Source organism: Rossellomorea sp. YZS02 (assembly GCF_033963925.1).
Taxonomy (GTDB): domain Bacteria; phylum Bacillota; class Bacilli; order Bacillales; family Bacillaceae_B; genus Rossellomorea.
Genome location: NZ_JAXBLY010000003.1, coordinates 91,214 through 103,236 on the forward strand (window position 1 = coordinate 91,214; position 12,023 = coordinate 103,236).

The window sequence follows — 12,023 nt, forward strand, 5'->3', positions numbered from 1 at the left end:
TTCCTCAATATGCCTTAGCCCAATACACCAAATGTTCCCCATCCTTGTCACAGCACACACATTTGTCCGAAACTTTCTCCTGCTCAAACGGCATACAGCGTGAAGTCGCACTCGTTTCTTCCTTGATTTTATCTTCGCAGGCACGATCCCCGCACCACATCGCTTTGATGAATCCACCCTGTTCATTGATGACGGTTTTGAACTCGTCAAAGTCTTTAACTACCGATGTTTTTTCTTCTCGATGAGCCCTCGCTTTTTCCAGTAGATTACGCTGGATATCTTCCAATAGCTCAGCGACCTTCTCTTCAAGTTCCTCCATCTTCACGATGATCTTCTCACCGGTATCGCGTCTGGCGAGGACAACCTGCCCATTCTCGATGTCTCTTGGCCCAACTTCCAGGCGGAGTGGGATCCCCTTCATTTCATACTCATTGAACTTCCAGCCAGGCTTCTTGTCACTCGCATCGATCTTCACACGGGCAACATCTGCCAGCTGACTTTTCAGGTTATAAGCAAAATCCAGGACACCTTCCTTATGCTGGGCAATCGGTACGATCATCAGCTGGGTCGGAGCGATCCGTGGCGGTACCACAAGCCCCCGGTCGTCCCCATGGACCATGATCATGGCCCCGATGATGCGAGTTGTGAGACCCCACGATGTTTGCTGTACATATTGAAGCTTGCCGTCACGGTCTGTGAATTGAATGTCGAATGATTTCGCAAACCCGTCCCCCAGATGGTGGGATGTACCTGACTGCAGGGCTTTCCCATCATGCATCAGACTCTCGATTGTGTACGTATATTTCGCACCGGCAAACTTTTCTTTTTCCGTTTTCTGCCCCTTGATGACCGGGATCGCAAGCATCTCTTCACACAGCTCTGCATATACTTCAAGCATTTTGACCGTTTCGTCATGTGCATCCTGATCGGTTTCATGGCACGTATGCCCCTCCTGCCAAAGGAATTCCAGTGTACGGAGGAACGGACGGGTCGTCTTCTCCCAGCGGACAACATTCGCCCACTGATTATAAAGCTTAGGCAGATCGCGATACGAATGAATGATATTCTTATAATGCTCACCGAATAATACTTCGGACGTCGGACGCACGCAGAGTCTTTCCGTTAATTCCTCGTCCCCTCCGTGTGTCACCCACGCTACTTCCGGAGCGAATCCTTCAATGTGATCCTTCTCCTTTTGCAATAGGCTTTCTGGAATGAAAAGGGGCATATACACATTTTCATGCCCGGTTTCCTTGATTTTCGCATCAAGGGCATCCTTGATATTCTCCCAAATCGCATACCCGTAAGGTCTGATGATCATCGATCCCCGGACGCTTGAGTAATCGATGAGCTCCGCTTTCTTGACGACATCGGTATACCACTGGGCAAAGTCTTCCTCCATGCCCGTTACATCCTTTACAAATTCTTTAGCCATTTTATAGCACCTCGTTTTTTGGTTGGATTTATCGTCCATTTTTTCAGCGAACCATCCGTCAGAAACAAAAAAAGCCCTGCTTCTCATCAGGGACCATTTCTGGCGGTACCACCCTGATTCAAAGCAAAGCTTTACACTCATTCCATGATAACGGTTTCGGACCGCTGATATCTTCAATCGATACAGAACTTAGAGGCAGGTTCAAAGGTTCATCAATGGGAGCTTCTCACCAAACCGCTCCCTCTCTGAAAAGACAAGATCCTTTTACTGATCCTCTTCAATGTTTCAGTTATTTTAGATGATTATATAGAGATTTGATGGGGGTGTCAATTGCATTTTATTCACCCGATCGCACAGGGGCTACCTCAAGCCCATTATAGTCTGCTTCTTGAATACTGAAATACAGCCGCGAACCACTCGTAAATGTCAAATCCCTTTGAGGTCCGTCCCCCGATAGCACCATCTTCTTAATGCTTACATCAAATGCTTTCCCACAGATAACAGGAACCTTGACTCCACTTTCCGTTGAGAGCTCAAAGCCTCCCGTAGAATAATCACCGCCTCCTTCGAATCCGAAATGAGGAGCGGTTCGATACCAGCTATATCCCTTTTCACCCCGGGATATACTGGCCGCGCCAAAATCACCTGCCAGGTCAAAGAATACGAGAGTTTCTCCCCGATACTCTTTCGTAGAAAGTATTTTCGGAGGAATTCCCTCAAAACCTTCCGTGCGTAAACCATATTGAATAGCCTCTTCCTCCGTCTCAAACCATTCCCTGGAATCCTGGTTGCTACAGGCCAACAATGAAAGAATGCTAAGTATGATCACAGCATATAACCTCCCATGTTTACAGAGCATAAAACCTCTCCATCTCCCCCTCAAAAAAATCATTCCCATTCCTCTCATCAAAATCCGCCGCAATCTCCTCGGCCACCTCACTCATCACATCCACTGCGAAACCAGGACGATGACCCGCTTCAATCAGCTTCCGGTGAAGGACGATGCAACTCATATAGAAATAAAACATCCCATATGGATCCTTCCCGCTGTCGGCGTATTCAATATGGCGTTCCAGCACCTTGATTCCCTTTTGAGGTTCGGTTAACGCCAGGAAACGGATATGTTCTGAAGCTTCCACCAAATAGTGAGGTTTATCATAGATGAAGAAATATCCTTCGGACTGGTATCGGCGCGCCTCCTCCACCCGTCCATCCTCATAATAAGGCAGGAGCAGTTTACTGTATGTCAGATGAGGGATTTCACCACAGCTCACTTCCTTTGACAATAAAAGCTTTTCGATGGGAGAGGCTTTTTCCTTTTCTCCTGTAAAATAAAAATACTCCAGCTGGGTTTGATATTCACACGCTTCACAATCCGAAAGAGAATCATGCTCAGCTGCCATCCATTTTGTATAATGGTCATGGGCATCTCCGGCTTCACCTGTCTTCAAAGCCCGTTTATGCTGATGCTGGTAATAAGGGCGAAGACTGTATCCATAGCGGTCGTATGTTTCCTGGAAATCCCGGAAAAAGGCATCCAGAAGCTCCCTTTCTATGCCGGGCATCTTCACTAAATGTTCTGCCATCCATTTATACATCCACAGCAGGTCTTCCACCCAATCCTCAAGATTCTCTTCATTGTCAAAGAAGAAGCCGCTGCACCATTCAAAGTGATCGAATAATTCCTCATACTCCCCGAGATAGTTGACGGTACTGATGATGCCGAAACGGCAGCAGAACTCCTTATAGAGATCGCCTTCCTTTTGGGCAATGAACAATAGGTCCTCAAGACCCTCCCACTTATCAAAGCTCGCTTCTTCCCTGTTCATCAGATCTTCCCATCTGTTCCAATACTGATCCACCGTCATCTTCATCCGCGAACCCCCCTGTATGAGTATATTTTTTATTTATTATAACATTCTGAATGTTGTTTCAACTGTTTTTCCCAAGAATTCTTCTGTAAGCTGAAATATAAAATCAGCGTGATCAATAGCATGAGAATCGAGCCCCCTGCCACGGCGGTTCGGATCGACCACGCCTCTGCGCCGATTCCGATCACGACTGTTAATAAAATGACAAGTACTCCTTCAAGCAATCCATAGAGGCTTCCCACACGGCCCATGATATCAACCGGAATATGTTCTTGATAAAATGTCTCGAATCCTGTAGTCGCAAAGGCGAGGGCGAAGGATAGGAGGGCGAACCCAATCGCCACCGTCAGGAAGTTATGTGAACAGGCATAGATGATATACCCTAGGGAAACGACCACAGAGCCTGAGCCCATGAGAGTCAAATGCTTGAGCTTGTGAGAAAACGCCGTGTTCAGAAGTGATCCTATTACGAACCCTCCCCCTGCAATACTCACCAGATAACCGTACGTACTGTCGGAAAGGTACAGGACCTCCTTTGAAAAAGCGGCTTCAAGGGAATCGATCACGGCCGTCATGACAAGCATCACCGTGAACAGAACGTAAAGGACCATCACATACGCTGCCCTGCGGCTAAAGCTCCAGACCACCATCCAATCACCCTTGACCACTTCCCACTTGGAACCCCCCTTATGAACCCGCTCCCCATTCTCTAGCTTCGGTAAAAAGAGGGTAATCACTCCTGATAATAGAAGCGCAAGAGCATTCAGGTAAAGCGCGACCGTCGGGGTTCCCATCATGAACATCAACCCCGCTACCCCTGGTCCTATCAAAAATGCCCCTGACCCGATCAGTCCCCTGAGAGCATTGAACCTCTGCCTGTTATTCCCCGGAATCAAAGTCGTGATATACGTCATCGATGCCGGATAAAAGATGGCACTCCCCATGTTGATGAAAAGCACCACTACATACATCCACCATCCTGTAGAAAGAAGGGGCAACGCAGCAATCAACACCGCCCTGAAGAAATCCAGAAATGCCATCAAATTCCGTTTATTGACCCTGTCAATCACACTTCCGGCCCAGCCATTCGTTAAAAGGGCCGCTCCGGGCTTCAATACATACAACATGACGACTGCCATGGGAGATGCCCACTCATCCAATACGATCAAATTAAGGGCGATCAAATAAATCCACCCGCCGATATTCGAAATTCCGATTCCACTCAAAAGCAATAAAGGATCCTTCCATTTTTTCATACACTATTCCTCCCCGCGATTGTGTTTGTGAAACAAAAAAATCCCACCCCCAAGACATTCATCTTGGGGGCGAGATTATGAATCGCGGTGCCACCCCAGTTCGCCGAATATGTCACCATACCGGCCTTTTCAGGTACGGCTCATTGGCATATACCCTAGCTCTATAACGGGAGCTCCCGTCACACCATCCCCCACCGGGTTCCGATGCACTGCTCAGAGTCTTGGTTCAATACCGTCCTTCCTGCCCCTTTTCAGCTGCCGGGGCTCTCTTTAAAGAAGTCTTTGATACCTACTCTTCTCTTCATGGCATTTTTTTGAAATTTTTCTAATATTAGCATGAATGGATGGAAGTGTAAATAGGGAAGTTAATGGCGAGCAGCGTGATTGGGATTTTATCAACCGTTTTTTCGATTTATCAACCTGTCGCCAATAACCGACAAATTCCGCACCACGCAGCCGCCTGCCAACATAAAAAAGAGCACTCCCAAATCCCGAGCGCTCCTCTCCCACTATTAGCTACCCATCTTCCGGCGGGTATTACTAGGCTTCTTCGTTTGCTGGCTTTGCATGCGTTGGTTCGAAGCAAGGCCACCTGTTGCCTGCTTGCCCCCTGCCTGAGCTTCTTTCTTCTTCGCAAGCTGCTGCTTCATCGCTTCCTGAAGGCTGATTTTTTTCTTTTCTGGCTGTATTTGTTGATCATTAGTATTCGACATAATGGGATCTCCTTTTGAGACTACTAAATTTTTGAAACTACCTCCATTATAATACATCCTAACGGATAAAGACATCTGCTCTATAAATAAAAAAGCCAACCCGTGAAGGATTGGCCATGAATTTCTAGTGATATCCATTCTGTCCGTTTGCAGAACCGGATGTTTTATGCTTTGGTTTTGCATTTTGGTTTTGCTTTGTACCGCCGTCTTTTTTCGTTTTCTTTGTCATGCTGAATCACTCCTACAACATAGTTTGTGAATCATCTTTATTTTGTGCAGAAAAGGAAAAGAGTTTCCCGGTAATAACCGGAAAACTCTCCATTTACGCTGCTGGCTGCGGTACCTCTTCGTCGACCTGGATGACCGATCCATCGTTTAAGCGCTTTCTTAACGTGTAGATGAAGGCAAGAATGGCTACGATCGTCACAATGGATGCACCCATGTAAGCTGTCCCCATTGAAAGTCCGAATCCGATCGGTGCGCTCAAGATATATGTGAAGGTCACCATCGTCATGAAGATCGCCGGGATTGTTGCGACCCAGTGCGGTTTCTTCTGAAGACCAAGATACATGGCACCTACCCAAAGGGCAATCATCGCTGTCGATTGGTTTGCCCAAGAGAAGTATCTCCATAACAGGTTGAAGTCCATGCGAGTCAGTACGACTGAAATGACAAACAGTGGAATGGCGATCCAAAGACGGCTGGACATCTTCACTTGTCCTACTTTGATGTAGTCGGCAATGATCATACGTGCACTTCGGAATGACGTATCACCGGATGTGATCGGAAGAATAATGACACCAAGGATGGCAAGCGTTCCACCGATGGAACCAAGCATCAGGATCGACACTTCGCTCACGACCGCTGCCGGTCCGCCTTCTTTCAGGATGCTATTCAGTTCACCAGGCTCGAATAAACTCATCGCTGCTGCTGCCCAGATCATGGCGATGATCGCTTCCAGGATCATCATGCCGTAGAAAATTTTGCGTCCATTCTTTTCGTTTTGAGTCGTTCTTGAGATGATCGGTGATTGTGTGGCATGGAAACCTGAAAGGGCCCCACATGAGATCGTCAAGAATAATAAAGGAAAAATAGCTACTGAATCAGGGTGCATATTCGTTAGAGAAACTTCAGGAATATCTGCTCCTGTGATGACTAACCCTGCTCCGATCCCTACGGCACTGATTAAAAGCAGTGCACCGAATAGGGGATATACTTTACCGATGATTTTATCGATCGGCAATAACGTTGCGACAATGTAATAAATAAAGATCGCTGCAATGATGACACCAAGAGAAATCCAGGCTGGTGTCAGATTCGCAATCAGTGCTGCAGGCGCGGTCACGAACACCGTCCCGACCAATACAAGTAATAGAATCGAGAATGCGTTGACCACATGCTTCATCGTTTTTCCAAGGAATCGTCCTGCAAGCTCCGGCAAATGAGCTCCTCCATTACGGATCGAGATCATTCCCGTTAAGTAATCATGTACCGCGCCGGCAAAAATCGCCCCGAGAACGATCCAAAGGAAAGCAACCGGTCCGTATAACGCTCCCATGATCGGACCGAAGATCGGGCCGACACCGGCGATGTTCAACAGTTGGATCATGGAGTTCCGCTTCGTGTCCATTGGCACGTAGTCCACTCCGTCCGCCTTCGCATACGCAGGCGTTGAACGTGTTTCATTAATACCAAAAATCTTTTCAATTAATTTTCCATATGTGAAGTAACCTATGATTAAGACAACAATCGAGACCAGAAATGTGACCATGTATATGATCCCCTTTCGTTCAGTTATGAATACGCTTTCATTATAGCAAGCGTTTTCACAGATTCGTCACATTCTGTTTAAGATGTTGGTAATTAAGGTTGAAGTGTATTGATACGGTGTTGACGTGCATCGTGCAAAATGCCAAATTGCGCCTCATACCCCAACAAAAAAATGTACCGGGTACCAATCCGTCTCATTGTACCCGGTACACACAGTAATGCTTACAATTCCAACCTCTCCCGCAGTTCTTTCACATAATTCCTGCTCACCGGAATCGCTTCATCCGCTCCATGAACCTTCAGCTGATACACGCCGCTCCCCCATGGAATCAGTTCTTCCACAAACGGCAACTGAACGAGATAGCTTTTGTGGACCCGGAAGAATGGGTAAGTAGCAAGCTTTGCTTCAAGATCCTTGATTGGGAGCCTGCACGTATATTTCTTTTTTTCGGTACAGATGAACGTTTCCCTCTCCTCCCGGAAAATATAGAGGATGTCTTGAGGGCTGATGAACACTATTTTGTCCTCATCCTGAACAGCCAGTTTCCCCAGGGAAGGACTTTCCCTGGTCTCAGTTTCTATCTTCACCAGGGACTTTAACCTCTCCATCGTCTGGGCAAGCTGACTTTCTTCAAAGGGCTTCAACAAATAGTCCACCGCTTCTACCCGGAATGCTTTAAGGGCATAGTCAGGATAAGCTGTCGCGAATACGATTTCCGGCTTGTGCTTCATTTTCTGAAGGGTTTCAGCAAGATCCACCCCGCTCATGCCGGGCATCTCTATATCAAGAAACAGGACATCAGGATTTTTAGTTAATATGACCTCCAGCCCTTTTTCTGCAGAACTTGCTTCTCCAACCACTTCCACCCATGGATAACCGCTCAGAAGATGTTTCATCTCTTCACGGCTATATGGTTCATCATCGATGATCGCGACTCTCATTCCTTCTCACTCCTTAGGGTAAATTCTACGACGGTTCCGTTTCCTGTTGATGAGGAGATCAATAGGCCGGATCCTTTTCCCATCATCATTTCCAGGCGCTTGTTCACATTGTATAGTCCGATACCGGTTCCCGAATCGGATTCCACTGGCTCGTCCAAAAGGGAATTCATTTTATCTTCACGGATTCCAGCCCCGTTATCATCGATCCTTACGGTTACTTCATCCTCGTCCCCTGCTATCGAGACTTTCAAAATGAATCCCTCTTCCATATTCCTCATGCCGTGCTTGATTGCATTTTCCACAAGAGGCTGCAGGGTGATGGATGGAACTTGAACCTTCAGTGCCTCTTCATCGATGTGGTACACCACTTCAAGCCTGTCAAAAAAACGCGCTTCTTCAATCGCGAGATAGGCTTTCACATGTTGTACTTCCTCTTTAAGGGTGGACGTTGACTTCGTGCTCCCCGTCAAGTTCTGTCTGACGAATTGGGAAAGGGAAATCAGCAGGGTCCTTGCTTTGTCTGGATTGATTCTCGTCAGAGACACAATGACATTGATCGTGTTGAACAGGAAGTGGGGATTGATTTGTGCCTGCAATGCTTTTACTTCCGACTCTTTCGCGAGCTCTTTATGCGTATCGATTTCAGCCAGCTCCAGTTGATGGCTAAGGAGCGTCGCGATCCCTTTCGTTAATTCCATCAAGATCGGTGAAATCTCCTTTTCCGAATGAAAATAAAATTTAAGGGTCCCGACAATCTCTTCGTCTTTCAGCAGAGGTGCCATAATGGCCGCTCCGAGAGGGCAACCGCTTCGGTCACACTGGATATCCTCCCGTCCGACCTTCATCATTTCACCGGTTTCAATGACCCGCTTCGTGGCTTCGGTTTGAATCGGCCGCCCTTCATGATGGTGATCTGATGCCAATCCGACATGAGCGAGGATATTGGATGTATTTGTGATCGATACAGCAAGGGCATTCACGTCCCTCATGAGGATTTCACATGTTGCCTGAGCTGAGGTCGCATTCAACCCTTTCCTCATATACTTCACGGTACTGTCTGCCAGGCGCAGCGCTTTTTGTGACTGCGCCGCTCCCATCCGTTCTTCTTCATAGAAAACACTTTTGATGATAAGGAGGAAGATCCCCGTCCCGATTCCGTTTGCCAGGATCATCGGCCAGCCTATATCTGAAACGAGCAAGTAAGCATCGTCAAACGGTTTAGACAAGAGAAGGATGAGTAACATTTGCATCCCTTCTGCCGCGAATCCGACAAGAAAGGCTTTCTGAGGGGAGACGAGCCTGTTCTTCTTTTCCCTCTTTCCGATCCACCCTGCGAGTAAACCGGCCAAAACCGTTGATATCCCGCAGGAGAATGCCGTAAATCCACCAAGGAAATAGCGATGGACCCCTGCAACTAATCCCGCACCAAGACCGATCCACGGACCTCCGAGAAGCCCGGCTACCACGACTCCGATGACCCGGGAATTCGCAATCGCTTCATTCTGCTGCAGATGCCACTGCCACTTCGTATATTCTTCCTGAAAAGGATTCACAATCAGTCCTGTATATGTACCAACGATCCCAAAGAAACCAAACAGCAGGATTAGGAGAATCGTTTGGGATTTCTTCACATGGGTCCGCTTCTCGATCAGATGACGGAAGAAGCTGATCCTCGTCATTACAAAGGCAATCGTTACGATGATTCCCAGCCTCTCGACCATGGCCGCAATCAGCATGCGATCCCTCCTTTCGTTTACACAAAAAAAGAAGATTCACTAAACGTTTCGTTTAATTGAATCTTCCCCTTTTTTATCTTCTGATATGTCCGGGGAGTACATTTCCCCTATTTTAACATGAATCGTTGTCCTTGATTGTCACGAGGGCATTGATTTCCCCGCCGATCATGATGATGATGCCCGTCAGATAGAACCAGATCATGAGGACGATGATCCCCCCGATGCTTCCGTATGTGGCCGAATAGTTCCCGAAGCTTCCTACATAATAGGAGAACGCAAGGGAAACGAGAACCCATCCTAGGGTCGCAAAGATCGCTCCCGGGAAGGCACTTAAACACTTGATCCGTTTACTCGGAGCGAAATAGTACAGTCCAACAAATATGATGAAGAGAATGATGGGACTGATCGCCCATCTAATCCCATTCCATATGGCGAGAAATTGATCTGAAAAACCAAATTGAGAAAATAAGAAAAGTCCAATTTGCTTTCCGAATACCGGTAGTAAGAGTGCAATGACAAAAACGAGAATCATGGCGAACGTCAAAAGGATCGACATGAGTCGCGTAGCAATGAACGATCTCGTTTCCTCTACGTCATAGGCGCGATTCAAACTCTTCACGATGGCATTCATCCCGTTGGACGCCGACCAGATCGTAGCGATGATACTGACAGACAGTAGACCGGAATTGCGGTTTGACATGACGTCCTGAAGCGTTTCCTCAATCATTGACATCGTTTCCCCGGGAGCAAAATCTCTGACCAGCCCCAAGATATCTCCCTGTTCAACCGGCAGATACGGGAGGAGGGTGACGATAAAAATCAGCAGTGGAAACAGTGATAACAGAAAATAATAGGCAATTTGCGCCGCAAGGCCCGTTACATCATTCGAACTGATATTTCCAAAAAGACTTTTTGAAAATCCTTTCCATCCTCCTTTGACCGTTTCATCCGTCATGCTTTCACCTCATTTCATTAATACCCCTTAAAGGAAGAAGCAATCGGCTGACTCTCTTCATCCTGAGCAGTTAGTTCATTGGATGTTTCACGGTCGGAAAACGTCTCTTTATATGCTTCTGATGAGTCTTCAAACGTTTCTTTCGTCTCCTCGATGATCTCTTTCACCTGAGGAGTCATCCCTTTGATTTCCTCAACCTTGTCACTGATGAATTGAATGTCTCTTGTGACCTGATCGGCGGTCGTACGCAATTTTTCGTACACTTCCCTGGATGACTCGATCAGTTGCTGAGGGTTTTTGGAGTAGGTTGAAATGTAAGTCCCGCTATTCTTTAATGTGGAACCCACTTCCTGTCGGGTTGATCTGTCCAAGAGCGATAGTAGCCCCCCTGCAACAGCACCCAGCATGACCCCTTTAAAAAACTTATTACTTCCCATATGTATTACCCTCCTTTAAATGATTGTCTTTTTTTATTTTATTCAATAATCGGCTGCAGCCGGATTCCACCAGATCATACACTTCCTGAAAGTTTCCTGTGTAGTATGGATCAGGGACATCCTTATCCCTGCTTTCGTCCATCAGGTCCAAAAGCTTGAATACCTTCCCGTGATGATCACGGTCCAGTATTGTCTTCATATTCTGTTCATTGGAAGCGTCCATCGCTACGATATAATCATATTTCTTATCTTCAACATGAAATTGTCTCGCGACGAGGCCATCGCTCTTTATATTATTTTCTCTAAGAATGGCTAAAGTTCCTTCATGAGGTTTCTTTCCTACATGCCAGTCTCCTGTACCGGCTGAATCTACCTCGATCGATTCACCAAGATTCTCTTCCTCCACCTTGGCCCTGAAAATCGCCTCTGCCATCGGGGACCTGCAAATATTTCCCAAACACACAAACAACACAGATACCATGAACAATCCCTTCCTCACGTTTTAGCTTACCTACTCATTTCCCATTCCTTAATAGTGTAAAACATTCTTCGAAAAAAATCCTCCAAGAGTCACTCATGTTCGGGGGGCTTATTGACAGGATGAAGGAATCATGGAAAGATTAATGGTAGTAAAGGTACGTCAGAAAGGACGATTCGGAAATGGATTTATCTCAAAACACAACTGAAAACATCGAATTCATGGTCAATGCCATCAAAGAAAAGCTCAGAATGGTCAATGCAGGCGCCGTAAAACCTGAAGACTTTAATGAAGAAATGTATGAGGACCTCCACGACTTATATGTAATGGTGAATCGCAAGGATCACTTCAGCCCAAGTGAAATGAATGCGATCATCGAAGAAATGGGTAGCCTTAGAAGAAAAGCATAAAGCTCCTATAAAAAAAGGGG

12 protein-coding genes and 2 other annotated features are annotated in these 12,023 nt (G+C 46.6%); of the genes, 1 reads left to right on the forward strand and 11 read right to left on the reverse strand.

Annotation, left to right across the window (positions count from 1 at the left end; all coding sequences use genetic code 11):
* Window positions 1-4: 4 nt before the first annotated feature.
* The 11 genes from proS to SLH55_RS04580 form a co-directional block, all read right to left on the reverse strand.
* Complete coding sequence (proS, locus tag SLH55_RS04530; protein WP_219167674.1) at window positions 5-1,435, reverse strand: proline--tRNA ligase; 1,431 nt, start codon at window positions 1,433-1,435, stop codon at window positions 5-7.
* 85 nt (window positions 1,436-1,520) lie between these two features.
* Window positions 1,521-1,725: a binding site (T-box leader), on the reverse strand.
* 47 nt (window positions 1,726-1,772) lie between these two features.
* The gene (locus SLH55_RS04535; protein ID WP_320322803.1) at window positions 1,773-2,264 is read right to left on the reverse strand and encodes a hypothetical protein; all 492 of its coding nucleotides are present in this window, start codon (window positions 2,262-2,264) and stop codon (window positions 1,773-1,775) included.
* A gap of 19 nt (window positions 2,265-2,283) precedes the next feature.
* Window positions 2,284-3,309, reverse strand: coding sequence for a hypothetical protein (locus SLH55_RS04540; protein WP_320322804.1), 1,026 nt, complete (start codon window positions 3,307-3,309; stop codon window positions 2,284-2,286).
* Window positions 3,310-3,338: 29 nt separating this feature from the next.
* Window positions 3,339-4,562 (reverse strand): MFS transporter, encoded by a 1,224-nt coding sequence (locus SLH55_RS04545; protein ID WP_320322805.1) that lies wholly within the window; start codon window positions 4,560-4,562, stop codon window positions 3,339-3,341.
* A 62-nt stretch (window positions 4,563-4,624) separates the two neighbouring features.
* Window positions 4,625-4,876: a binding site (T-box leader), on the reverse strand.
* A 198-nt stretch (window positions 4,877-5,074) separates the two neighbouring features.
* Window positions 5,075-5,275 (reverse strand): hypothetical protein, encoded by a 201-nt coding sequence (locus SLH55_RS04550; protein WP_034761269.1) that lies wholly within the window; start codon window positions 5,273-5,275, stop codon window positions 5,075-5,077.
* A gap of 322 nt (window positions 5,276-5,597) precedes the next feature.
* A complete protein-coding gene (locus SLH55_RS04555; RefSeq protein WP_320322806.1) occupies window positions 5,598-7,046 on the reverse strand; it encodes a carbon starvation protein A in 1,449 nt (482 codons plus the stop codon).
* A 221-nt stretch (window positions 7,047-7,267) separates the two neighbouring features.
* The gene (locus tag SLH55_RS04560) at window positions 7,268-7,987 is read right to left on the reverse strand and encodes a LytR/AlgR family response regulator transcription factor (protein WP_219167683.1); all 720 of its coding nucleotides are present in this window, start codon (window positions 7,985-7,987) and stop codon (window positions 7,268-7,270) included.
* Complete coding sequence (locus SLH55_RS04565; protein ID WP_320322807.1) at window positions 7,984-9,723, reverse strand: sensor histidine kinase; 1,740 nt, start codon at window positions 9,721-9,723, stop codon at window positions 7,984-7,986. Before SLH55_RS04565 ends, SLH55_RS04560 begins: the two co-directional genes overlap by 4 nt.
* A 112-nt stretch (window positions 9,724-9,835) precedes the next feature.
* Complete coding sequence (locus SLH55_RS04570; protein WP_219167687.1) at window positions 9,836-10,678, reverse strand: YihY/virulence factor BrkB family protein; 843 nt, start codon at window positions 10,676-10,678, stop codon at window positions 9,836-9,838.
* 17 nt (window positions 10,679-10,695) lie between these two features.
* Window positions 10,696-11,115 (reverse strand): hypothetical protein, encoded by a 420-nt coding sequence (locus tag SLH55_RS04575; RefSeq protein ID WP_219167689.1) that lies wholly within the window; start codon window positions 11,113-11,115, stop codon window positions 10,696-10,698.
* The gene (locus tag SLH55_RS04580; RefSeq protein ID WP_219167690.1) at window positions 11,105-11,596 is read right to left on the reverse strand and encodes a low molecular weight protein-tyrosine-phosphatase; all 492 of its coding nucleotides are present in this window, start codon (window positions 11,594-11,596) and stop codon (window positions 11,105-11,107) included. Before SLH55_RS04580 ends, SLH55_RS04575 begins: the two co-directional genes overlap by 11 nt.
* A gap of 179 nt (window positions 11,597-11,775) precedes the next feature.
* Here SLH55_RS04580 and SLH55_RS04585 point away from each other — a divergent pair, with 179 nt between their 5' ends.
* The gene (locus tag SLH55_RS04585) at window positions 11,776-12,003 is read left to right on the forward strand and encodes a DUF1128 domain-containing protein (RefSeq protein ID WP_219167691.1); all 228 of its coding nucleotides are present in this window, start codon (window positions 11,776-11,778) and stop codon (window positions 12,001-12,003) included.
* Window positions 12,004-12,023 lie beyond the last annotated feature (20 nt).

Bases quoted from the DNA above. Each gene is read 5' to 3' on its own strand.
- proS (WP_219167674.1), bottom strand. From the start codon at position 1,435: ATGGCTAAAGAATTTGTAAAGGATGTAACGGGCATGGAGGAAGACTTT.
- SLH55_RS04540 (WP_320322804.1), bottom strand. From the start codon at position 3,309: ATGAAGATGACGGTGGATCAGTATTGGAACAGATGGGAAGATCTGATG.
- SLH55_RS04545 (WP_320322805.1), bottom strand. From the start codon at position 4,562: ATGAAAAAATGGAAGGATCCTTTATTGCTTTTGAGTGGAATCGGAATT.
- SLH55_RS04550 (WP_034761269.1), bottom strand. From the start codon at position 5,275: ATGTCGAATACTAATGATCAACAAATACAGCCAGAAAAGAAAAAAATC.
- SLH55_RS04555 (WP_320322806.1), bottom strand. From the start codon at position 7,046: ATGGTCACATTTCTGGTCTCGATTGTTGTCTTAATCATAGGTTACTTC.
- SLH55_RS04560 (WP_219167683.1), bottom strand. From the start codon at position 7,987: ATGAGAGTCGCGATCATCGATGATGAACCATATAGCCGTGAAGAGATG.
- SLH55_RS04565 (WP_320322807.1), bottom strand. From the start codon at position 9,723: ATGCTGATTGCGGCCATGGTCGAGAGGCTGGGAATCATCGTAACGATT.
- SLH55_RS04570 (WP_219167687.1), bottom strand. From the start codon at position 10,678: ATGACGGATGAAACGGTCAAAGGAGGATGGAAAGGATTTTCAAAAAGT.
- SLH55_RS04575 (WP_219167689.1), bottom strand. From the start codon at position 11,115: ATGGGAAGTAATAAGTTTTTTAAAGGGGTCATGCTGGGTGCTGTTGCA.
- SLH55_RS04580 (WP_219167690.1), bottom strand. From the start codon at position 11,596: ATGGTATCTGTGTTGTTTGTGTGTTTGGGAAATATTTGCAGGTCCCCG.
- SLH55_RS04585 (WP_219167691.1), top strand. From the start codon at position 11,776: ATGGATTTATCTCAAAACACAACTGAAAACATCGAATTCATGGTCAAT.